Origin of the sequence: Listeria sp. SHR_NRA_18, assembly GCF_003856515.1 — a bacterium.
Taxonomy (GTDB): Bacteria; Bacillota; Bacilli; order Lactobacillales; family Listeriaceae; genus Listeria_A; species Listeria_A newyorkensis.
Genome location: NZ_QPKR01000002.1, coordinates 323546 through 349402 on the forward strand (window position 1 = coordinate 323546; position 25857 = coordinate 349402).

Below are 25857 nucleotides of genomic sequence, written 5' to 3' on the forward strand. Positions count from 1 at the left end.
AGATAGATGATTATTAGAAAACTACCTCTGGACATGTGGGAAAAGGCCTCAGAAATAAGCGTTTTTCGTGAGCAGAAGCCATTTGTTGACTCTGTCGCGGATTCGTTAATGCGCATTGCTGGTGAGCCAGAGGATTCGAAGCTGGTTTATAACCCCTATGGCATATACTCGGAGAAGGAATTAGTCGGCTTTATTTTGTATACGTACGAGGATGAATCGAAGGATAATCACTGGATTTCGGGCTTTGCGATCGATAAAGATTATCAGCATCAAGGTCTAGGACGCCGTGCTTTGGAGCAACTCGTAGATTTTGTATTTGTGAAAAATCCGGAGAGCATTGAAGTGAAAGTTGCCGTTTCCCCGGAAAATACGATTGCGAAAGATCTGTTTGTATCGATCGGATTTAAAGACGCTGGATGGAAAAAAGAAAATCGCGAAGTTTTGTGCTTTAAGAACAAAAACCCGCTGAGAAGCCCCATATTTATTTATAAACCAAAATAATATCCCCCTATTAGTTTTATTAAAATTGGCTAAAAAACGCATATATAAATAATTTCGTTGTATTCTGGCTGATTTTCTAGTAAAATAGAGGAATAGGACTTATTAAGATTGGACGTGAAAAAAATGGCGGAAAGTATTAAAATTAATACCGAATATATTACACTTGGGCAACTGCTTCAAATGATGGATGTTATCTCGAGCGGCGGCATGGCGAAAGCTTTTTTAAGTGAAAACATGGTGTATATTAACGGAGAAGAAGATAATCGTCGCGGTCGTAAGTTACGAAACGGTGATGTAGTCTTAGTTCCTGGTGAGGGTAAAGTCCAGATCCAACAAGGCTGATCAAAGAAGGATAAGGGATTATATGCATTTAGAGAATCTAGTATTGCGCCAGTTTCGCAACTATAAAGAACAGGAACTGACATTTGATAACAAGGTCAACGTTTTTTTAGGCGAGAACGCGCAAGGTAAGACGAATCTTTTAGAAGCAATTTTATTACTCGCAGTTGCGAAATCACACCGGACGACGAATGATAAGGATTTCATCAGCTGGGACGCCGAATCTGCAAAAATTGAAGGTCGCGTCGAAAAACATGGGCAATCGGTTCCACTCGAGCTAACGCTGACACAAAAAGGCAAGAAAGCTAAGGTCAACCATTTAGAACAGAAGAAGCTAAGCCAATATGTCGGGAATTTGAATGTCGTCATGTTTGCCCCAGAAGATCTATCACTCGTAAAAGGTGCGCCGGGCATGAGAAGGCGTTTTATCAACATGGAAATTGGCCAAATACAGCCGGTTTACTTGCATGATTTGAGTCAGTATCAGCGTATTTTGCAACAACGCAATCATTTTTTAAAACAAGCGCAAATCAAGCGTAAACACGATCCAATGATGTGGCAAATTTTAACCGAACAATTTATCGAGGTTGCGGTGAAATTAACGAAGCGCCGGGCGGATTTTATCGAAAGGTTGGAGCAATTCGCGGTTCCAATCCATTTTGAGATTTCGCGCGAGTTGGAGCATTTGAAATTAGAATATAAACCGTCTGTAGAGCTTGAGGGCTCAGATGCGGCGGAATGGCAAGCGAATTTATATAAGAAAATGGAATCAATCGCTCAAAGAGAAATCGATCGAGGTGTTACACTCATTGGCCCACATCGAGATGATCTCTTCTTTTATGTCAATGATCAAAATGTACAAGTGTTCGGCTCACAAGGCCAGCAGCGGACTACAGCGCTTTCTGTGAAACTTGCGGAAATCGATTTGATTTTTGAGGAGACGGGCGAATATCCGGTTTTATTGCTGGATGATGTGCTTAGTGAGTTGGATGATTTCAGGCAATCCCATTTGTTGGCTGCGATTCAAGGCAAGGTGCAGACGTTTGTGACGACGACCAGTATCGACGGCATTGATCATGCAACGCTGAACGACGCAACAACTTTTTGGGTGGAACAAGGTACAGTAACGAAGAAATAATAGCAAAATATCGTTTTGTAAACGGATAAGAAAGCGCGGTGGATATTAGATGTCTGAGGAAAATATGACGAATGTGCAAGGAAATGCGGATGAGTATAGCGATGATCAGATTCAGGTCTTAGAAGGCCTAGAGGCTGTTCGTAAAAGACCGGGTATGTATATTGGTTCTACTAGTCAACGTGGTTTGCATCATCTGGTATGGGAAATTGTGGATAATAGTATCGATGAGGCTCTGGCTGGATTCTGTACGGAAATCGAGATCTCGATTGAGAAGGATAACAGCATCACTGTACGCGATAACGGTCGTGGCATTCCAACTGGGATTAACGAAAAAATTGGTCGCCCTACAGTTGAGGTTATTTTCACAGTACTGCATGCTGGTGGTAAGTTTGGCGGTGGCGGATACAAGGTTTCTGGTGGTTTGCATGGTGTTGGTGCGTCTGTTGTTAACGCCTTGTCAACGAGTCTAGAAGTACAAGTTCACCGTGACGGCACGCAGTATTACCAACGTTTTGAGCGTGGGGATGTTGTTATGGACTTGGAGGAACGTGGTACATCTGATTATCGCGGAACGATTGTTCATTTTACGCCGGATCCAGAGATTTTCAAAGAAACGACGGATTTTGAGTATGACACGCTTAGAACGCGTACGCGAGAGCTTGCTTTCTTAAACCGTGGTTTGCAAATTTCGATTGAAGATAAGCGTGAAGGGCAAGAGCAGCGCCAAGATTATCATTATGAAGGCGGAATCAAGTCTTATGTGGAGCATTTAAACCGTTCTAAAGAGGTCATTCATGAGGAGCCTATCTACATTGAGGGCGAACGTGATGGCATTATGGTGGAAGTTTCGATGCAATATAATACTGGTTTTTCGAGCAATCTGATTTCATTCGCGAATAATATCCATACGTATGAAGGTGGAACGCATGAATCAGGCTTTAAAACAGCTTTGACGCGTGTTATTAATGACTATGCGCGACGTAATAAATTATTTAAAGACAGTGATGATAACTTGTCTGGTGAGGACGTTCGTGAAGGTCTGACAGCAATTATTTCGATTAAGCATCCGGATCCGCAGTTTGAAGGGCAAACGAAAACGAAGCTGGGCAACTCTGAAGCACGTACAATCACAGATAAGCTGTTCTCTACGGCTTTAGATAAGTTCTTAATGGAAAACCCTACGGTCGCTAGAAAAATCGTCGACAAGGGTGTTGTGGCGAGCCGTGCGCGTCTTGCAGCGAAGCGAGCACGTGAAGTGGCACGTAAATCCAGTGGTCTTGAAATTTCTAGTCTACCAGGTAAATTGGCCGATTGTTCTTCGCGAAACCCTGCTATCAGCGAACTTTATATCGTAGAGGGTGACTCTGCCGGTGGTTCTGCTAAGCAAGGCCGTGATCGGTTATTCCAAGCGATACTTCCAATTCGTGGTAAAATTTTAAACGTTGAAAAAGCACGTTTAGATAAAATTTTGGCGAATGAGGAAATTCGGACGATCTTTACAGCGATGGGAACTGGTTTTGGTGGCGATTTTGACGTTGCGAAATCACGTTATCATAAATTGATTATTATGACCGATGCCGATGTCGATGGTGCGCATATTAGGACGTTGTTGTTGACGTTGTTTTATCGTTACATGCGTCCTTTGGTAGATGCTGGGTATATTTATATCGCGCAACCACCGCTTTATCAGATTAAGCACGGGAAAACGCAGGAGTACGTTTACAGTGACAGCCAATTGGAAGATTATTTGGCGACATTGGAAGCGGACACGAAATATGGTATTCAGCGTTACAAAGGTTTGGGTGAGATGAATCCTGAACAACTGTGGGATACGACAATGAATCCTGAACACCGTACATTGCTTCAAGTGAATATTGATGATGCGATTGCGGCGGATGAAACGTTTGAGATGCTTATGGGTGATAATGTGGAACCGCGTCGTAAGTTTATTGAAGAGAATGCGCAGTACGTCAAAAACCTCGACGTCTAAGTCTCTCAGCGCACCAGCAAACGCTCATCTGCGTCGTTAAAGGTTCCGTTCCGATGCTCACGTACGCAAGTACGCTCCGCTTCGGTACTCGCCTTTGCCTAGCAGCTAAGCATTTGCTGGCGCGCTGAGGTTTTCCGTTTCAGGTCGGGAGACTTTGAGGTCAAGAGATTTTAATTAAAAATAAATAATATTTCCCGGGAAATAATGATGGGGAATACATATCATATGTGTTGTAATTTGAAGGAGGTTTCTTGAAAAATGTCAGAAACACCAGAGTCAAGAGTGACGGAAATCAATTTGAATAAAGAGATGCGTACTTCTTTTCTAGATTATGCGATGAGTGTTATTGTGGCTCGGGCTCTTCCAGATGTTAGAGATGGCTTGAAACCTGTGCATCGTCGGATTTTGTATGCGATGAATGATCTTGGTATGACGTCTGATAAGGCTTATAAGAAATCGGCGCGTATTGTCGGTGAAGTTATCGGTAAGTATCATCCGCATGGTGATACGGCGGTTTATTTCACGATGGTTCGGATGGCGCAGGATTTTAGTTATCGGAATATGCTTGTTGATGGGCACGGTAACTTTGGTTCGGTCGATGGGGATATGGCGGCTGCGATGCGTTATACGGAAGCTAGAATGTCCAAAATTTCGATGGAGCTTTTGCGTGATATTAATAAAGATACGATTGATTATGTTGATAACTATGATGGTTCGGAACGTGAGCCTAATATTTTGCCAGCTCGTTTTCCTAACTTGCTTGTCAATGGTTCGTCTGGGATTGCGGTTGGGATGGCGACAAATATTCCAACGCATCATCTTGGTGAGGTTATTGACGGTGTGCTTGCGCTGAGTAACAATCCTGATATCGAGATTCGTGAGTTGATGGAATATATTCCTGGTCCTGATTTCCCTACTGCTGGGATGATTATGGGTCGTTCTGGAATTCGTCGTGCTTATGAAACGGGTCGTGGTTCTATCACGCTTCGTGCTCGTGTAGAGATTGAAACGAAGAGTAATGGTAAAGAGACAATCGTTATTACGGAGCTGCCGTATCAAGTTAATAAGGCGCGTCTACTTGAGCGTATTGCTGAACTTGCTCGTGAGAAAAAAATTGATGGTATTACATCTGCCAATGATGAGTCTGACCGTACAGGTATGCGTATGGTAATCGAGGTTCGTCGTGATGTGAGTGCCAGCGTTATTATTAATAACTTGTATAAAATGACAGCTCTCCAAACCACTTTTGGGATTAATATGTTGGCACTTGTTGCGAATCATCCGAAAGTGCTGAATTTGAAAGAGATTTTATATCATTATTTAGAGCATCAAAAAATCGTTATTCGTCGCCGTACGGAATTCGAACTGCGTAAAGCGGAGGCTCGCGCGCATATTCTAGAAGGTTTACGGATCGCGCTTGATAATATCGATGCAGTTATAAAATTAATTCGAGCTTCGAAAACAGCGGATGTTGCCAAAGAAGGCTTGATGACACAATTTAACCTTTCTGATAAACAAGCGCAAGCGATTTTGGATATGCGTTTGCAACGTTTAACTGGTTTGGAACGCGACAAAATCGAGGATGAATTTAACAGTTTGATGGCTCTGATTACGGACTTGAAAGCAATTTTAGGCGATGATGAGCGTATTTTAGAAATTATTCGTGAAGAATTGACAGAGATTAAAGAGAAATATGCGGACAAACGCCGTACGGAAATTTTGGCGGGTGATTTGGTAAGCTTGGAAGATGAGGATCTAATTCCAGAAGAGGAAGTTGCGATTACGCTTACGAATAAAGGCTATATCAAGCGTCTGCCGCTTTCGACTTATCGTAGTCAGCGCCGTGGTGGCCGTGGTGTGCAAGGAATGGGCACGCATGAAGATGATTTCGTAGAGCATCTTGTAGCTACGAGTACGCATGATACGCTGCTATTCTTTACGAATACTGGGAAAGTTTACCGTGCAAAAGGGTATGAAATTCCTGAGTATAGCCGTACTGCGAAAGGGATTCCGATTATCAACTTGCTTGGCATCGAGAGCCAGGAAAAAGTAAATGCCGTGATTAATCTGCGCGACTTTACGGATGATCAGTATCTATTCTTTACAACGAAACTTGGCGTCGTGAAGCGTAGTACGTTGACACAATTCGCGAAGATTCGTCAAAGTGGTTTGCGCGCCGTGGAACTTCGTGAAAATGATGAGTTGATTTCTGTGCAAATGACGGATGGCAACAAAAAAATCATCATCGGAACGAAATTCGGCCAATCGATTTACTTCGAGGAGACTGATATTCGTGTCATGGGTCGTACAGCGGCTGGTGTGCGTGGTATTCGCCTTCGTGAAGATGATGAGGTTGTTGGCATGGAAATCCTAGAAGACGACGAGAAAGTGCTTGTCGTGACGGAGAACGGTTATGGGAAGCAAACGCTAGCTGCTCAGTATCCGCTTCGTAATCGTGGCGGTATGGGCGTTAAAACCATCAATATCACAGAGAAAAACGGAAATCTTGTCGCTCTGAAAACCGTCACCGGTGAGGAAGACTTGATGTTGATGACTATCGGCGGCGTTTTGATTAGGTTCTCGGTTGGTGATATTTCTCAGACTGGCCGTAGCGCGATGGGTGTGAAACTTATTCGTCTAGATGATGATGAGTTTGTAGCAACCGTTGCGAAAGTGCCGAAAGAAGAGGAAGAGTTTGTGGACGAAGAAGTATCCGAAAACGAAACAGTAGTGAGTGAAGAGTCTGAGGACGATACTACTGAAAACTAAAAAACAGTTTACATTTGTTTGAGTAGAGAATAAAGGTACGAGCTAAGCATCAATAGCTCGTACCTTTTTGCAGTAATTCCTTATCTTTATGGAAGAAACTCAATCAAGGTAAGAATTGTTTATATAGAAGAAAGAGACCGACATGATCTCTCTTTATAAATAAATCTAATAGGGATAGAACCAGCATCTCCATGCAAATCGGACATTACGTAATATTCCGAATATTACGCGATGCTCGATTTGCTTTCTCATTATAAATGTATTCTCTTTTCCATATTCATATGAAACTCTCCATATGGATTGATATGATTGTAAATCATGGACGTTAGCGCTCGATAATCTTCGGTTTCCATCTTGTTTTGCCATTCCTTTTTACGTAACGCCGATTGAATTTTTAGTGTATTCATATAAATCATGTCATTTTGTATGCGTTGGAGGCTGAGCATCGCTATTGCTGATTCTTCCAGCTGGTTGTGGCGAATTTCGCCACCTTGGCTAAGAAAGACGAAATCGCTTGCGGAACGATGGAAGGAGGCAAATCATCACTTGCTGTTCTTCTCCTAGTGTTTGAAAACGCTAGCGTGTCCCATTTACTCGAAGTTAATGGTTCTACCGCAATATGGGACGTACGCTTCTTAAAATTTCTTTCCATCATCCCTTCTATCCATGTAAACAAAGACACCATTTCGTCTTATTTTGTATGCACAATGAAAGTGTCTCGATGACTTGATTCGATTATACCCCAGTCATCCAGCACCATGACGTCTGATTGCAAGCATATGGGAGGGGAAGATCATGCCATTTGTAAGTCATAAATCTTAAAAGAAAGCGGTTCTTTTTTATAAATGCTTTAGCTATAATAAGTGAAGGAATCTAGGTGGCTCGCCTGGATGAACGTGAATGGGAGGCTATTTGTTCACAAAATGGTAACAAAAAAAGGGGAGAAACGAAAAATAGTAGACATGGACGGTCATTTCAACATGGTATGCTAAACAATGACGAGACATTTGATAGGAAAAAGGGGAGAAAGAACATGTTTAAAAAAAAGGGATTACTTCTGTGGCTGTACATACTGCTAGGCATTGGTTGTTGGGACATCAAAGGAGAGACACAGGTACATGCGAGCACGTTGGAAAGCTATCGTACTTTGTTTCCGGACATCACGTTAGCGCAGGAGGTCTATCGCACGATTCATCCAGAAATCGAAGAGGAAGAAGAGATGGATTTAAATCGCTCGGTAACAGAGGAAGAATTGGCACACGTAAAAACGGTCACAGACTACACACGTGGCCTTCGCATCCAGAATCTAACAGGGATCGAACATTTGCCAGCATTAGAGTCGCTCTATTTAGAAGGCGATCAAACCGGCAAAATCAATTCTTTACAAGGAATAGAAACATTAAAGCAGCTACGGGTGCTGTCCTTGAAAAATGAAAACATCACAACCATTGATAGGTTGCGCGACTTACCACAATTGGAAGAAGTGAACCTAGTAGGCAATGAGATCGAAGATGTAGCGCCATTAGCAGGTTTGGCATCCCTCACCGTGTTAAACATCTCCGGGAATAAAGTCATGGATTTGCGTGCTTTAAGGGATTTAGCCGTCGTGAAGACGCCTGGTTTTCAGGCCTTATCGCAAGCAGTCACAAAGGAAGCGACAACAACGGGAGAAAACCAATGGATGTCGATTTGGGATGAGGATGGCCATCCGCTGTCCCCTGTTGGTTTTACAGGGAACTTGGAGCCATCAGGAGAAACTAGTTTTTATTGGACGACACCTGGTACCAATAAAGCATGGTATGGAGAGAGCAGTGCAAGTAGTGCCTCTTTTAGTGTGTTTGTCACGCAAGAGGTGCGTGGCGAAAAGCTAGACCCACCTGTTGGTATACGAGCGGCAAGCAGTACACCGGAGGGAACCCCCTTAGTACTGTTGAATGCGGATGGACAGGAGATTGCTGGGAGTAACTTTTTTCTGTTTAAGGAAGGGGAAGAAGTTAAGGACACATTAGATAATTCTACTACAATTGAGACGGCGCTAGCCGCATTGCATCAGCTACCGAGTAATCAGAACCATCATAAAGGAACCTTGATTATCCCGAAAGGGAATTGGCAGGTGATGCGCCAAATCAGGGTCTTAGAAGGGATTACTATACAAGGGGAAAACACGACGACAACGCTCGCGCGTCAACCAAAGTATTTCGAAAAAGGGATAGATGATCGGAGCTTCCAGTACGATTCTCTGGTTCGTTTGTATAACTATACGACCATCAAACAACTACGATTAGATGGACAACGAAACAGCTCACTATCACCAAATGGTCTCACCTATCAAAACGGTATTACAATACATGGGCAATATCAACAAGAGGGGACGATTCCCCCCTTATTATCTCAGTATCAACATGATATTGTTGTACAGGATGTGCAAATTCAAAACTTTAATGGAACAGGCATTATGGCGGACTTAGTCTATGATGTCACGATAGAAGGGACAGAGGCGCCAACGCCAAGCTATCATCCAATGGCCGTCGATAACATGGGGCATGATGGGATTATGGTTTACTCTGGAAAGAATGTGCGTATGCATCAAACGTTGGTTAGAAAATTAGGCCACGACAAAGGCGACTCCGTCCGTGCGCACTTTTATGGTATTGCGGCATCCATGCGTAAAATTAAAACAGAGCGCCCGATGGTTTCCGGAGGGACGGAACAAATCATTGTAAGAGATCAATTACGGTTTCCGCTCAGTGAGGACATCATCGTAGAAAAAAATGTGGTGTTAGAAAATCCCTATTGGGAAGGGATTGATGGGCATTCGGTCCAAAACTATACCATTCGGGAGAATGTGGTCATTGGTGCGGATCGTGCCATTGTGATTGGTGGCCAAGAATATAGTCAACGCTATTTTTTCCCGTCGCAACAGGTGCGGATTACGCACAATCGCATCAATCAACCACAAGATCGGGAAGCTTGGGTATCCCATACGCCAACGTCGCAAGCGGGTATTGTTGTGTGGGGAACCACCGATGGTACACCTCTATTTGATAGCGTAGGAAACGTATTGCCAAAAATAGAGACCAATAAAGGGTATACAGAAGATACCCTCATTGCCTATAATACCATCGACGCTATTTATCCGAGAGAAGTGGATACGCTCTTTTTTGGTGGGATTGCGACTAAGCTAACACGACAGCTGACGATCGAACAGAATAAAATTGGATTGGAGCGACCGCATTCGGTACAAGTCGCAGGCATTAGTTTGACGTCTAGTAATATGGGGTTTGTCATCACGGACAATCAATTTGGTGCCATTGGGTATTTGGAAACAGCCACCGGAGGGAAAGCGAAAGCCGTCCCTAGTTTGCGCGATGTATTTTCACCGATTGCGTTTCGTGAGATGCATAATGCGCATACAGATACGGCGATGCCAAGCGCCAAAGACCGGACGAGCCGGATAGAACGGAATGTCGCCGCGAGCTGGAATCCGTCCATCATTGGCGATACGAAATTTGGAGAGCGGTCGAATAATCGTTATAGTGGTAGCGCAACGAATCTGTTCCAAGACACGACCGGAGAAGGTGTGACGACGCTGACACGAGTTGCGGCAGCTTATGGCGTCACACAGGTGCAATGGTTGCCGTCGTTTGGTACCGTGGAAGGAAAGGCTGGCAAGGATATCGCACGGGTGGATATTTATGCCGCACCGATAGCAGATTTGGCAGATCTGGATACCGGCAAGCGATTACCCATCGTCACAGCAAACGTGGATGCGTCGGGAACGTTTCAAGTGACTGGTGTGGATGGCGCAGCGCTCGGGGCATCGTCGCTTCTCCTAGTGGCACGGAATAAACATGCCAATCCCTTGTATCAGTATGCGGTCACGCAACAGCTATTGATCCCATCTTACCGGCTCACCGTTTCACCTTATCCATTGGATAGTCAGGATATTGTCGGACTTTACGACCCAGCAGCCACGAAGGTGGTGCTGTATGTGAATGGGGTTGCGAAGAAAAGCGGGGCATTAGATGCGAGCACAGGCAGTTATCGGATTAGTGCCAAAGGATTGATTGATACGGCGATTCAAGACGTGGAGCTGGTAATGGTACGTGGGAGTTCGGAGATTTTACACCGTGTGAAAGTCCGTGTCGAAGATCCCTTGACGGTGGAGCCTTATGTCTTAGGCGATGCCTATGTACGGGGACAATTCCCACGAGGGGTGACGAAAGTGGTGCTCTATGTGGACGGGGTCGCGAAGAAAAGTGGCGCGTTGCAGACCAATGACCCGAATCGTCCCTACCTCATCTCGGCGCAAGGCGTGATAACCAACCCCAAACAAGTGGTGGAAGTAGTCGCTTCGGATGGAAACGTGGTGCGGGAACGATTAATCGTCCCCGTTTCTACCACCCCAATACAAACGATAAAGGAGTATGAATATGTACAAGCAAAGGAGTAAATCTAGTTGGTTTAAATTATTTTTATGTGTGCTAGTCATCGGCAGCACCATCTGGTTACCGAAAACAGCACAGGCAGAAGATGGCCCTGTCTTTCCCGTAGGGAAAACATTTAAAGAAATCATGCCAGACTTGAATACGCGGTTAGCCTTTGGACCAGAGATTATGCAGGTTTCGTATGATGAATTCTATAGGACCCATGGGCAGTATGATAATCGGATTGTCACCCAAGCAGATTTTGATTGCGTGACCAAGAGTGACATTTGGAATCGAGGCATAGAGGGTGTGACCTTCTCTTTCAATATGGAAGGAATTCAGTACTTACGTAATTTGGAGACGTTCGTTATTTATGATGGTGGTTATGGAGCAGATATTACGGATTTAGCTTACTTTGCGCCATTAAAGAAATTACGTGTACTACATTTAGGAGGAGGCGTGAGCTATGTAACAGATTTATCTCCGTTGCGGGGGTTAACACAATTAGAAGAACTGTATATATGGTCGAATGAAGGGATTGCGGATTTATCGCCATTAGCTAATTTAAAGAAATTAGAACAGTTGCAGTTAAATAAAACGAGTGTGACAAGTATCGCGCCACTAAGAAACTTAACGCATCTAAAACATCTAAGCATTGACGGTTATTTTGACGATGCATGGACACTAAAAGATTTACCATTACTGCAGCAAGCGGATACTAGTTATTCGATTAGTACGACGGTTACTGCTCCATCAACCATTGTTGGTAAGCCAACAACACTGGGGATACTGAATGTTTTGGGAAATCCGCTGGATAAGCTGACCTTTCGGATGGACGGTGAGCGAGGGGATACCATTGGTCAATTAAAAAATGGTATGATCGAATGGAACAGGATTGGATATGGCAATGTGAGCTATGGACTAGCGGGGAAGAATAAATACCAGTTTTTTGATATTAACATCAATCAAGAAGTGAAACCCCAAGTAGCCGGTCAACCAGTTACCGTGCAGTATGAAACCGAAACAGGGGATGTGTTGGCGGCAACTAGTGTCTTGCAAGGGATGCAGGAGTTTCCTTATGAAGCCGTTGCGAAGGCATTGGATGGGTATACCTTAGTGGCGGAGCCATCCAATGCGACAGGTGTGTTTCGTGATCAACCGCAGACGGTACGTTTTGTCTATAAAAAAATCGAAACAGGAAGTGTCCATGTGCATTATGTCGATGCAGAAGGAAAAACAGTACGCATGAGTGATGTCTATACAGGAAATGTAGGAGAAGCGTATGAACTGGTATGGCCAACGATTGCTGGGTATCAGGTGAAGGACGCGCCAACCCCAACAGGTCAGTATACATTAGAACCGCAAGAAATCACACTTGTGTATGTCCCAGAACAAGCAACAAAAGGAATCGTGGACGTGCAGTATGTCGATAGCGATGGAAAGGCGCTACGTGCGCCAGATAGATATGAGGGTAAAATTGGAGAAGCGTATGAACTGGTATGGCCAACGATTGCTGGGTATCAAGTGAAGGAAGCGCCAACCTCAACAGGTCAGTATACAGTAGAACCGCAAAAAATCACGCTTGTGTATGTCCCAGAACAAGCAACAAAAGGAATCGTGGACGTGCAGTATGTCGATAGCAAAGGAAAGGTGCTGCGCGCGCCAGATAGATATGAGGGTAAAATGGGAGAAGGCTATACGTTGACATTTCCGACGATTCCGGGCTACCGTCTAGCGAAAACACCGGAGGCAAAAGGAACATACGGAGAAGGTGTGATAACGCTTCGGGTGGTCTATAGCGCCCAAGGAAAAGAAGTAGAACCGAAGAAAGACGGGCAAGAAGAAAGCCCCCCTAGACCTACACCAGAAGCCGTGCCGTTGCATGAAAAACCGGCTACGCCAGTAGCAGCGACCATCCTCAAGCAAGGTGTGAGTCTACCTGTCACGAGTATACAGGAGGCAGGAAGTGACGCTGTTCAACAAGTAATCGGAGCCCGACTTCCAGTCACAGGGGATACTTCCGGTGTACCGATGGCACACCTATTCCTAGGCGTTTTCTGTTTCGTTAGTGGCATGTGGCTCTGGAGAAGAAAATTTTAAATAATGTAATAATAGGTATCTACATCTAACTACAACAGTGATTATTTGGTAAAACAATCTGTTTAGAAGCATGGAAATGTGAAACTCTCTTTTTGACCGTCGCGGCTACTGCCTTTTCCGCGATGGTTTTTTTGTTGTCTGAACAAAGAGTGTGTGTCTGATAAGGGTTTACCCTTTAAAGAAGGCTTAGCCACAATGCCTACAGAAGACCAGTAGAAATAGCTTGCTTCGCATTAAAAATGTGGCCACTATCCGTTAACGAGATTGTGGCCAATATAGTAATATAGAAGAAACTCGATTCATAAGATATTCCAATCATTATAGTCAGAATATTACGTAATGTACGATTTACTCGGAGATGCTGGTTCTACCCTTAATATCAGATATTTTGTATAATAAACAGAATAATCAAAATTAAAATAGATGATTCCATTCTTATTTTCTTTTTTTGGAATAGCCCAATTGGCGGATAACACCATGGTATATTAGGTGTACAGAAGCAAACAAGACCACATACGAAGCCTCCGAAGTACTACAGTATAGCCATTATAGCTCCTTTGAAACGCCAGATATATCGATGGAATTTAGGTCCCTAATCCAAGCCATGGAAAAATAAAAATAGAGGAGAGACATCCATTTATGAAAAAAATGAAAAAGATATTAATCATGTTAATGGTCGCAGTTATCGCTATCACAGTTATCCCGTTTAACTTTAGTTCTGCCAGCACGAATCATGGCCCAAGCCTTATCACCAATGTAACTTTAGATAAAACGACAGCTAGCTTAGGCGAAAAAATTCAGGTCAACTACAACTGGGCCATTCCAGATGGTACGGTCAAAGCAGGCGACACGATGATTGTGAAGATGCCTGCTGAGTTAAAACTAGAAGCTGGTCTTGACTTTGATCTAAAAGATGCACAAGGAAATGTCGTAGGAAGAGCGAAAGTAAACCCGACAACGAATGAAATCACAGTAACCTTCACGGACTATGCAGAATCAAGAACGAACGTACATGGTGATATGCGTGTCTGGGTGCAAGTAGATAGATCTGCGAATACTTCAGGTGAACAAAGTACGATTAATTTTCCAACAAAGAATGGTAATGTGCAAATAGGACTCAACATTTCAGATAATGGCGTAGTAGGTCCACCGTCAACGGAAGTACCAGCCAACGTATTAGCCAAATGGGGCGAGGTAGATGCGAACGATCCAACGCTAATCAACTGGACAGTACTCATCAATTACGATAAGTTAACGATTCCAAACGCTGTGTATACAGACACAATTGGTGCCGGTCATACTTTTGTACGTGACTCTTTAGCAGTTTATAAAGGAGGTACGGATGGGTTCGGAAATCCGATTGCCTCTAACAAATTAGCGGACGCTGTCATAGCGAATATGTTGATAAATGGCAATGCACAAGGTTTCCAGTTAGCTTTAGGGAACATCAACGACACGGTATCGGTGACATACCAAACAAAAATGGCGAACCCAGTGACAGGTCAAGCCTATGGCAACGAGGCGAAATTAACAGGAACGGACGTAAGTGAAAGTAAGAAATCAGAAGTCAAATACTTTGGCGGTGACGGATCAGGAACAGGTGAAACACCACCAACAGAGACACCAGATCTAAAAGGTAGTATAGAAATCATCAAACGCGATGCGACCAATCACAGCAACCTACTAGCGGGTGCGGAGTTCCGATTAGAAAGCACAGTGGACACGGAGCGTACACTTGTAACAGATAGTTCTGGTAAGGCACGATTAGATAATTTAGCCCTAGGAACGTATCGATTGGTAGAAACAAAAGCACCAAATGGTTATATCTTAGACGCCACAGCACGTACGTTCCAAATTACAGCGGACAACCATGCCACGACGATGGTGATTACAGTAGATAACCAACCAGAACCAGCAACAGAAATACCACCGACGGAGACGCCAGAAGAACCAGAAACGGAGACACCACCAGTAGAAATACCAGAAGAGCCAGAAACAGAAACACCAGATCCAGACCCAATTCCAGAGCCAGATCCAACAGGTAGCGTACAACTACGCAAAGTCGATGCAGCAGCTACCAACAAGACATTAGCCGGTGCTACGTATCACTTGCTTAACGCCGCTGGGACACCCATTAAGACGGTAACGACAGAAGCCAACGGTACGCTGACAATCAATGATCTTGCCCTTGGAAAATACAGTCTGGTTGAAATGACAGCACCAACTGGTTATATCCTGGATAAAACACCCATCGCCTTCGAAATCACAGCAGCCAACGCAGGCCAAATGATCACACTGACGCACAAAAATACGAAAATCGACGTACCAGAAATCCACAAAAATGTCGCAGCACACCAAGCATTTGACTGGAACATCATGGCTCAACTAGAAGGCGCACCAGCCACAGCTAGCCAATCACTAGAACTAACAAACCGCGACGATTCATTCGTCTGGAACGTAGACACGAAGTTTGGCAACAACACAGCGACATGGACAAAAGCCGTACTAACCGATCAAATCAACGACCTTTTAGAGATTGAAAACATTCAAATCACAGACGCACAAGGCAACGATGTGACAGGAAACGGCACACTCACAGAAGAAAACAACCTAATCACATTCACCATCAACAAGAAAAACAACAGCTACGCGTTCCTATCGGGCCAAACGTACACGATGAACATCCAAACAAAAATCAAAGACGGCGTAACAGACGAGCAACTAGCGCCATTCATCCAAGACGGTGGGATTCCAAACCAAGCAGAATTAGCTTTCAACAATAGCGGGAAAATCGTATCAGAAATTCCAAAAGTAACACCACCACCAGTGAATCCAGAAATCAGCAAAGACATCGAAGGCAAAGACCACCTAGAGCTAGCGAACCGTAACGATGCATTCGACTGGAATGTCCACACCGCATTTGGTAACCAAACAGCAAGCTGGAATCAAGCGATTATCACAGACCAAATCAACAACTTACTAGCGATTGAAAAGATCCAAATCACAGATGAAGACGGCAACGACGTGACAGAAAATGGTACGCTAACAGAAGAAAACAATCTCATTACCTTCACGATGAACAAAAAAGACGATAGCTTTGCGTACCTGGCAGGCCACACCTACACGATGACTGTCACAACAACCATCAAAGAAGGCGTAACAGACGAGCAATTAGCCCCATTCATCCAAGACGGCGGGATTCCAAACCAAGCGGAGCTAGCATTTGGTAACGAAGGCGATATGATCCAATCGGAAATCCCAACCGTAACACCACCACCAGTGAACCCAGAAATCAGCAAAGACATCGAAGGCAAAGACCACCTAGAGCTAGCGAACCGCAACGACGCTTTCAACTGGAACGTCCACACCGCATTTGGTAACCAAACAGCAAGCTGGAACCAAGCCATCATCACAGACCAAATCAACGACGTACTAGCAATCGAAAACATCCAAATCACCGACGAAAACGGCAACGATGTAACAGAAAACGGCACCATCACAGAAGAAAATAACTTAATTACCTTCACGATGAACAAAAAAGACGATAGCTTTGCCTACCTGGCAGGCCACATCTATACAATGACTGTGACAACAACGATCAAACAAGACGTAACAGACGAGCAATTAGCCCCATTCATTAAAGACGGAGGTATTCCAAACCAAGCAGACCTAGCTTTTGCGAACGAAGGCGATATGATTCAGTCAGAAATTCCAACAGTAACTCCACCAACGCCAGCAGTACCAGTTCAAGAAACACCAGAAAATCCATCAGAAGAAACACCAAAAACACCAGAAAACCCAACGAAAGAAACAACCGTACCACCTGCAAAAGAAACACCAGCTAATCAAGAGAAATCAGTTAACAAAGAAAACCAAACAAAAGAAGAAAGCAAGTCAACAAAACAAGCAGAAAAAACAGCAGAAATGAAAGTGACGGAGAATAAAGAGAAAGACAACACACCAGCATCGACAAGCTTCCTACCAAGTACAGGTGACGCATTAGAGTACATCTGGATTCTATTAGGCGCAGCGATTCTCTTCATCCTAGGAGCAGTAGTTGTAAGACAGTATAGAAAAGCATAATATAGATAGGACAGAGTCTGACTCCTTGCCTGCGAAAGCTAGCAAGGAGTTGTTTTTTAGGGGATTATATCAAATCATTCGTAATTAGAAGCGTACTTTGTCTAAAATATGTCTAAAGGAATTATAAAAGTAAAAGGGATAAGGAAAATCAAATTAAAATGCCCATTTTACAGCCTTTTTTTATAAAAAAATAATTTTAAAAAAACAATAAAAAGGTAAAAAATTTTACGTTATACAAAATAAGAATCCTATATCATTGAATTATAGAGTCCAGCACAACATAAAATATATGTATCTTTACAATAATCAATCAAATGAGGGGAATCTGTCTTTGAAAATTTCTTTCAAACATTCCTCCATACTAAAGTAAGCAAAGACACAATTTCGTAATATTTTTTACGAATCAATAAAGTGTTCAAGTTACTTGATACGATTACTTTCTAATCAGCAATAACAATAACTTATGATTTCTAGAATATTGGAGGATTAAGATAATACAAATTTTAAGTAATAAATCTTAAAAAAAAGCTGTTCTTTGTTAAAAATGCTTAAGCTATAATAAATTAAGTAATCTAGGAAGGGGATGAGAAGAGTGAATTATCTAGATGTACATGAGCTACTGATGAAAGAGGGTAATATCTTTCAATTTATCCTTGCCTCAGATCCACTATTTCATAACAATAAAGAAAAACTTGTATTGGAAAAAGGCGAGTGGATAAATCAAAAGGACAGTCAGTATATTTACATCTTGGAATCAGGAATATTAGCACAATTAATTGGTAGGAATGATGTTAGGAAGCAAATCATCTGTACTTCATTTTTAACAAAAGATAATATTATTTTAAATAAAAAGTTTTCACAAAATGAAAAATTTGATTTCTCTGCAATTACCAGGGCTACGCTAGTTCGGATTGAAACAAGCATCGTTTTAGAAATATTAGAGAAAACACCTTTTTTTACAGATGTGCTTCTTGAAATTATTCATGATTTAAACCAACGCGAATATATATTTTCTTCACAGTTTCAGTATCAAATAAAAGACAGAGTTATTTTACTACTCAAAAAGTTAGCTTTAGAGCTGGGTATCAAAAATGGAGAAAAGCATATACTTCCAAGAGGTATTACCAGCTATTATATTGCTGCCTATTGTGGATGCACGAGGCAAAGCGCTATTAAAATATTGAATCATCTGGAAGAAGAGCAGTTAATTAGATATAAACATTGTCCAATTGAAATATTCGATATTAAAGAACTAGCAAATATATCTTTAGAAACAGTATAAATATTGGAATATTCCCTATCTAATTCAAATGAAAGGAGTGGTCTTTATGTAACGGCGCTAAGTTAGAGACTAATTTAAATGAGACGAAAACTAGAGATAAGAAAGTGGGAGAAATTTTACATGAAATCGAAACAGACAAATTATCAAAACGTTTTATCTACAAAAAAAATGAAACAAGCAGCTAAGGCTTTACTAGTCGCTACTGTTATGGCAAGTCAAGTAGTTACAGTATTACCAACAAACATCTTCGCAGCAGAAACAAATAGCGTATCAACAGTGCCTGCTGGCGCAACTGAAGTAGCGACATTGGCTGATTTAAAAACAGCATTATTAAGTAAAACTATAACAGACATTAAATTAACAGCAGATATTAAATTAACAGGAAGCATTAACGTAGAAACACAAAAAAACTTATACGGTAACGGGCATACGATTAATATGAACAATTTTGATATCCAACTTTTGAAAGCAGATTCAGTCAATCGCGTAGAAGACTTAACAATAATTAATCAAAATATTTATACGCTTTTCTATTCGGTGGCTGCAAATGTAGAGGTCACTTTTAAGAATGTAAGTTCTAGTGGTAAGCAATGTATGTATAACGCTAACGGTACAATTATTATAGAAGGGAGATACACAGGAAGTTCCACATCAGGTGAAATTTTTGAAGGGAAAAACCTTTTAATTAAAGAGGGCGCATCCATGGATGTCTCCTCAGTTGAAGCTCCCGGATACTCGGCATTTTGGGTACATGGAAATCTAACTCAAGAAAAAAATTCTGATGTGAAAGTGGCTTCACGATATAAAACTATCCATGCTACTAGTGCTAGTGCACAAATTTCTATAGCGGGTAATATGGAACTATCATCTCAAAATCAGCAAGCGATTTATGCAGACGGTGGAGATATGCTTGTTAAAACAGGGGCTAAATTTAAGGCTACTGGAGGTAGTACGGCTGAAGAAGGTATTTCCATTACAAACGGTAACTTGACAGTTCAATCAGGGGCTGATTTTACTGCGATTTCAAAAGGAACACAAGGAACAGTTCAAACGGGTGGTAAATTAGTATTTGAGAACGGTTCCAATTTTGCCATTACAAATACGAATAGTACAGGTTCTGTTTTTGCGAACTATGCAGGAGCTTCAACAAAAATTAATATCAATTCCGATAAAGGGCTATCAACTTGGGATTCAGGTTTAACCAATAGTGTAGAACCAACACGTAGCTATAATGACTTTACAACAGCAACATTGGATTTATCTGGGTGGGATAAAGGGAATTTAAGTCAAAAGAATTTGACTTCAAACAGTGCTCAATTCCAATCGCAATTTGTAAGTAAAACAACAGCAAAACTTTTTGGCGGTAGCTATTCAGATATATATATTGCTAAAACTACAATTGATGAGCTTACTACAGATTCAATAAAAGCAACAGGTGTAGCAGAACCAAATGCAACAATCGTTATTAAGAATGCTGCTGGAACTACTTTAGGAACAGGTAAAGTAGGATCAGAAGGTTACTACAGCATTACAATTCCCAAACAAGCTGCAGGAACACAAGTAACAGCAACAGCTGGCAACTCTTCTGCGACAACAATTATTAAACAAGCTGCCATTGCACAAACAACAATTGCACCTTTAACAACAGATTCAACTAAAGCAACAGGTACAGCAGAACCAAATGCAAACATTGAGATCAAAGCAAATGGTTCTGTCATTGGATCTGGAAAAGTAGGATCAGATGGTAACTATAGCATTACTATTTTACAACAAGACGTTGGTACAAGAGTAACAGCAACAGCAACACTTGGAGAAGTTACTTCTTCAGCAACAGAAACAGTAACACAGGGTGATATTGCACAAACAGCGATTGCAGCGTTAACAACAAAGTCAACTGTAGCAATCGGAACAGCAGAACCAAATGCCAACATTGAAATCACAGCAAATGATTCTATTATTGGATCTGGAAAAGTAGGATCAGATGGTAACTACAGCATCACAATTCCTAAACAAGCAGAAGGAACAGTTGTAAAAGTGACAGCGAAATCAGCTGGAAAAATGTCTATCGCTCAAACAACGGTCGTTCGTGGTGAAATTAATCAAACAACGATTAACGAAGTTACCACAGAGTCAACATCAGTTTCAGGAACAGCGGAGGCTAACTCAACACTTGTTGTAAAAGATTCAGATGGTAAGGAACTGGCAACAGGTCGCGTAGGATCAGATGGCGTGTATAGTTTGACGATTCCAAAACAATCAGAAGGAACGATTCTTACGGCAACAGCTTCTTTAGGGGAATTTAGATCCACAGCATCGACTATTGTGGCACGTAATGGTATTGATCAAACAACGATTAATTCCCTTACGACAGATTCCACGTCTGCTTCAGGAACAGCAGAACCAAACGCAACTATTGTTTTAACGGATCAAGATGGTAAGGAATTGACAAAAGGTCGTGTTGGATCAGATGGCATTTACAGTTTAACCATTGCGAAACAAGCAGAAGGAACTGTTGTGACAGCTGTAGCTACTTCTAATGGTAAAACATCAAGTGCAAACACAACCGTAATACGTGATGGTATCACGCCAACAACAATTGATACACTAACAGCCGATGCAACCGTAGCAACCGGAACAGCAGAACCAAATGCTGCGATTGTTATCAAAGATGCAGAAGGAAAAACAATCGGATCAGGAACAGTAGGATCAGATGGTAAATACAGCATGACCATTCCTAAGCAGACTGAAGGGACAACCGTAACTGCAACAGCAACAAAATCGGATAAAACTTCAACTGCTTCTACAACAGTAGCAGCAGGTAAAAACATTGCGGCGACAACAATCAGCGCCCTTACAACAGATTCAGTGTCTGTTTCAGGAAAAGCAGAACCAAATGCAGCAATCGTGGTGAAAGCAGGCTCGACAACAATTGCAACAGGAATAGTAGGGTCAGACGGCAACTATAGCTTGACGATTCCGAAACAAGCAGCAAACACGGTCGTAACAACAACTGCTACGAAAGATGGTAAGACATCGAGCGCATCAACAACGGTTACTCAAGAAGCCGCGGAAAAAAGCGTGAAAGATTTATTCAATAACGGTGACGTGACAGGAACTATCAAAGATACAACAGATCAAGCAGCGATTGATAAAGCGCAAAAAGATGTTGATGCTGTCAAAGATGCAACGAAAAAAGCAGAACTACAAAAAAATCTAGATGAAGCGCAGAAACAACTAGATGCGAAAAATGCAGCAGCAGCAGAAAAAGCACGCCAAGAAGCCGCAGAAAAAAGCGTGAAAGATTTATTCAATAATGATGACGTGACAGGAACCATCAAAGATGTAACCGATCAAGCAGCGATTGATAAAGCACAAAAAGTCGTTGATACTGTCAAAGATGCAACGAAAAAAGCAGAGCTACAAAAAAATCTAGATGAAGCGCAAAAACAACTAGATGCGAGAAAAGCGGCAGCAGAAGAAAAAGCACGTCAAGAAGTAGCGGAAAAAAGCGTGAAAGATTTATTCAATAATGATGACGTGACAGGAACCATCAAAGATGCAACAGATCAAGCAGCGATTGATAAAGCACAAAAAGTCGTTGATGCTGTCACAGATCCAACGAAAAAAGCAGAACTACAAAAAAATCTAGATGAAGCGCAAAAACAATTAAACAATCGAAATGCAGTTTTAGATGCCCCAACGATTGATAAATATACGTATTTAGATAGCTATGTAACAGGTAAAGTAAGCGTTGGAACAGCAACCGTATCTCTTTACGTGAATGGCGTTCGTGTGAAACGTGCGACACCAGACGCTTTAGGTAATTACAAGTTTGACACATATGGCTTAGGCTTAAACACGGGTGTCACTTTCGAAGTACGTCCTGTAGATGCAAAAGGTAAAGAAGGAAAAATAGCAACAGCGATAGTAGCAGGAAAAGATGATCTTTCCAATCTTTTGAAAGCAAATGATGCAGGTATTTCAACAGCAACAATCACAGGAACAGTAGGTAGTGGCATTGATAGTGTTCGCTTATCTATTGATGGTGCCATTGTAAAAGTAGGTCAAATCACTAATGGGACATACAGCATCGCAACAAATGGCCTCATCAAAGAAGGCTCTGAGGTAGAAGTCGTAGGATATAGTGGAAAAGTAGAAGTAGCTCGTGTGAAGGTTAACATTATAAACGATGAAAAACCAGTTCTGGGCCCACTAACAGTAGATGATGATGTCATAAAAGGTCATGTAACAGCAGGATCAGCAACTTTTTTCCGTGTAAGCATTGGCGGAGTAGCAGTGAAAACGGGTACTATAGCAGCAGACGGAACTTTCCAATCATCTATTGGTAAACAAGCATTAGGAACAGAAGTGAAGATTGAAATCAAAGACGCAAATGGATACAACGCATTGCGTGTTTCCACAGTTAAAGTTACAGAATCAGCTGTTGCGAAACTAGATGCGCCGACACTAGAACGTATGGATGGTAACTACATCGTTGGTACAGCTGTAAAAGGAACAGAAACCGTTGTTATTTATGAAGGCGGCGTTGCAAAACGTACGATTTCAGCATCACAAATGACAACAAATCCGGATGGTAGCCTATCATTCCGTAGTTATGTAGCACCAGGTACGACAAATGTTCAGGCAGCAGCAAAGAATAGTGATAAACGCATGAACAGCGAATTATCAGCAAAGTTTGAGATATAAGTTTTAATGGGGTTATAGAGTCTGAGACAAAAGGTTCTCTGACCTATAAAAATACGTATCAAAAATCTGAATTTAGATTTTTGATACGTATTTTTTCCTAACAAAAAATAGAAATGCACAACTAATCGTCAACGTGCGAGTTACAGGCGTAGTAGGAGCCCACTAGAAGTATTACCAGCTAGTATGGACCAGACTATTTTCGAGGCATTGTATATCTAACTAATTCGTATTTAGAAGCATATTTTGTCTAAAATATGTCTAAAGGAAATATAAGTAAGTAAAAGGGATTAGAAAAATGACATTTAAGTACCGATTTTAAAGACTTTTTTATAAAAAAATAATTTTAAAAAAATAATAAGAAAGGTATAAAATTTTACGTTATACCAAATTAAAATCCTATATCATTGAATTATAGAGCTTAGCCCAAAATAAAAGAACTTAATATAGTATCTATCTTTGCAATACTCAATCATGATAAGGGAAGCATTCCTAGCAAAATTTCTTTCAATCATTCCTTATGACATTATAAACAAAGACACAATTTCGTAATAAATTTTACAGGCAACTAAAGTGTTCAAGTTACTTGATACGATTACTTTCTAATCATCAATAACAAGGACTTCGGATTTCTAGAATATTTGAGGGTTAAGATAATACAAATTTTAAGTAACAAATCTTAAAAGAAAGCTGTTCTTTGTTAAAAATGCTTAAGCTATAATAAACTAAGTAATCTAGGTGGGGAATGAGAAGAGTGAATTATCTAGATGTACATGGATTGCTGATGAAAGAAGATAGCATCCTTCAATTTATCCTTGCCGGAGATCCACTATTCCATGACAAGAAAGAGAAAAGCATAGTGGAAAAAGGCGAATGGATAAGTCAAAAGGATAGTCAGTATATCTACATCTTAGAGTCAGGGATACTAGCACAGCTAATCATCTGTACCTCATTTCTAACTAAAGACAATATTATTTTAAATAAAGAGTTTTCATAAAATGAAAAATTTGATTTCTCTGCAATTACGAGGACTACGTTGATTCGTATTGATACAAGCGTTGTTTTAGAGATATTAGAGAAACGCCATTTTTTACGGATGCTTTACTTGAAATTATCCATGATTTAAATCACCGAGAATATATATTCCGCACAGTTTCAATACCAAATAAGGGACAGAGTTATTCTATTACTCAGAAAGTTAGCTTTGGAAATGGGTGTTAAAACAGGAGTGAAGTATATTTTGCCAAGAGGAATGACTAGCTATTACATTGGTGTCTATTGTTGTCGTAAGAGGTAGAGTGCCATTAAAATATTGAATCAATTAGAAGAAGAACAGTTGATCAGATACAAATATTGTCCCATCGAAATATTCGATATCCAAGAACTATCGGATATGTTTTTAGAGATAGTGTAAATATTGGAATATTCCCTATTTAATTCAAATGAAAGGAGTGGTTTTTGTGTAACGGAGCTATGTTAGAAAATAATTAAACAAATTAGAGAATAAGAAAGTGGGATTTAAAAGATATGAGTAGAAAAAAAATGAAAAAAGTAATTAGTATATTGGCGATTGCCTCCATTTTAGGAACAACCGTTGTAACACCATTGAATGTTTTATCAACAAAAGGTTACGCTGCGGAAGAAGCAAATAGTACAGCAGCAGTTCTGTCAGCGAACAATCCTAATTTACTGACAACATCGGTTGAGATAGATCCTACAACGCATCGGTTAGTCCATTGGCAATCGGGCACAACCGTAGAAAATGCAGTGCTAGTCAATAAGGGGGACTATTGGTCTAAGATAGAAAATGGTTGGAGAAGTAACACCGTTCCCACGCATTCTGTAGCTAGTACTGGAGAAGGAAACTTAACAATTGGGAGTCAAGGATCTGTTGTAAATACGCTGGTACAAACTATCAAAACAGAGATAGGAAAAGAGTATACGATAGCATTAGACTATGTTCAAACACCCATAAATCAACCATCAGTAAGCAACTTTTTATTTGGTGTGAGAAGAACAAATGGTAGTATCGAACAAACAGGCATAGCCGCACAAAATAGACTAGCTGGTTTCACTCAGTTTACATTTATAGCTGATCGAAGCGAAACAGATGTATTTTTCCAATTAAACACTGCGGGGAATGTTTCTAAGTCAGTGGTTTTCGATAATTTAACTATTGGTAAATCTAGTAATCAATTGGCAAAAGAAGAAGAAAAAGCACGCCAAGAAGCAGCGGAAGCCAGCGTGAAAGATTTATTCACCAATGGTGATGTAACAGGAACGATTAAAGATACAACGAATCAAGCAGCGATTGATAAAGCGCAAAAAGTTGTTGATGCTGTAACAGATGCAACGAAGAAAGCAGCACTACAAAAAGAGCTAGACGAAGCGAAGAAACAACTAGAAGCGAAACAAGCAGCAGCGGCGGCAGAAAAAGCACGCCAAGAAGCAGCAGAAGCCAGCGTGAAAGATTTATTCACCAATGGTGACGTAACAGGAACGATTAAAGATACAACAGATCAAG

14 protein-coding genes are annotated in these 25857 nt (G+C 41.4%); 12 read left to right on the forward strand and 2 right to left on the reverse strand.

The window, feature by feature from the left end:
• Nucleotides 1–6: 6 nt before the first annotated feature.
• The 5 genes from DUK53_RS05605 to gyrA all read left to right on the forward strand — a co-directional run bounded on the left by DUK53_RS05605 (nucleotide 7) and on the right by gyrA (nucleotide 6737).
• On the forward strand, nucleotides 7–501 hold the full coding sequence (locus DUK53_RS05605; RefSeq protein ID WP_036092939.1) for a GNAT family N-acetyltransferase: 495 nt from the start codon (nucleotides 7–9) through the stop codon (nucleotides 499–501).
• 123 nt (nucleotides 502–624) lie between these two features.
• On the forward strand, nucleotides 625–843 hold the full coding sequence (yaaA, locus tag DUK53_RS05610; RefSeq protein WP_036078868.1) for a S4 domain-containing protein YaaA: 219 nt from the start codon (nucleotides 625–627) through the stop codon (nucleotides 841–843).
• A 22-nt stretch (nucleotides 844–865) separates the two neighbouring features.
• A complete protein-coding gene (recF, locus tag DUK53_RS05615) occupies nucleotides 866–1978 on the forward strand; it encodes a DNA replication/repair protein RecF (protein ID WP_036130570.1) in 1113 nt (370 codons plus the stop codon).
• 49 nt (nucleotides 1979–2027) lie between these two features.
• Entirely contained in the window at nucleotides 2028–3968 is a 1941-nt protein-coding gene (gyrB, locus tag DUK53_RS05620) for a DNA topoisomerase (ATP-hydrolyzing) subunit B (protein ID WP_052164830.1), read from the forward strand.
• A 258-nt stretch (nucleotides 3969–4226) separates the two neighbouring features.
• Nucleotides 4227–6737 (forward strand): DNA gyrase subunit A, encoded by a 2511-nt coding sequence (gyrA, locus tag DUK53_RS05625; protein WP_036130567.1) that lies wholly within the window; start codon nucleotides 4227–4229, stop codon nucleotides 6735–6737.
• Between the two features lie 251 nt (nucleotides 6738–6988).
• On the opposite strand, the gene DUK53_RS05630 is transcribed toward gyrA, so the two are convergent.
• On the reverse strand, nucleotides 6989–7219 hold the full coding sequence (locus DUK53_RS05630) for a Tn3 family transposase (protein WP_081964410.1): 231 nt from the start codon (nucleotides 7217–7219) through the stop codon (nucleotides 6989–6991).
• Nucleotides 7186–7392, reverse strand: coding sequence for a hypothetical protein (locus DUK53_RS05635; protein ID WP_124892611.1), 207 nt, complete (start codon nucleotides 7390–7392; stop codon nucleotides 7186–7188). Before DUK53_RS05635 ends, DUK53_RS05630 begins: the two co-directional genes overlap by 34 nt.
• A 378-nt stretch (nucleotides 7393–7770) precedes the next feature.
• On the opposite strand from DUK53_RS05635, the gene DUK53_RS05640 reads away from it, so the two are divergent.
• The 7 genes from DUK53_RS05640 to DUK53_RS05670 form a co-directional block, all read left to right on the forward strand.
• Complete coding sequence (locus tag DUK53_RS05640) at nucleotides 7771–11190, forward strand: leucine-rich repeat domain-containing protein (protein WP_036130558.1); 3420 nt, start codon at nucleotides 7771–7773, stop codon at nucleotides 11188–11190.
• Nucleotides 11171–13264 (forward strand): MucBP domain-containing protein, encoded by a 2094-nt coding sequence (locus tag DUK53_RS05645; protein WP_036130556.1) that lies wholly within the window; start codon nucleotides 11171–11173, stop codon nucleotides 13262–13264. Before DUK53_RS05640 ends, DUK53_RS05645 begins: the two co-directional genes overlap by 20 nt.
• 639 nt (nucleotides 13265–13903) lie before the next feature.
• The gene (locus DUK53_RS17955) at nucleotides 13904–17347 is read left to right on the forward strand and encodes an isopeptide-forming domain-containing fimbrial protein (protein ID WP_124892613.1); all 3444 of its coding nucleotides are present in this window, start codon (nucleotides 13904–13906) and stop codon (nucleotides 17345–17347) included.
• Between the two features lie 592 nt (nucleotides 17348–17939).
• On the forward strand, nucleotides 17940–18629 hold the full coding sequence (locus DUK53_RS05655; RefSeq protein ID WP_036092944.1) for a Crp/Fnr family transcriptional regulator: 690 nt from the start codon (nucleotides 17940–17942) through the stop codon (nucleotides 18627–18629).
• Nucleotides 18630–18749: 120 nt separating this feature from the next.
• Nucleotides 18750–23336 carry an Ig-like domain-containing protein gene (locus DUK53_RS05660; protein ID WP_052164965.1) on the forward strand — a complete coding sequence of 1529 codons (4587 nt, stop codon included), beginning with the start codon at nucleotides 18750–18752 and terminating at the stop codon, nucleotides 23334–23336.
• A gap of 751 nt (nucleotides 23337–24087) precedes the next feature.
• Nucleotides 24088–24330, forward strand: a complete 243-nt coding sequence (locus DUK53_RS05665; RefSeq protein WP_124892615.1) for a hypothetical protein — start codon at nucleotides 24088–24090, stop codon at nucleotides 24328–24330.
• A gap of 545 nt (nucleotides 24331–24875) precedes the next feature.
• Nucleotides 24876–25857, forward strand: a 982-nt coding sequence (locus DUK53_RS05670) for a toxin Cry1Ac domain D-VI-related protein (RefSeq protein WP_201740713.1), incomplete at its 3' end; no start/stop codon positions are given.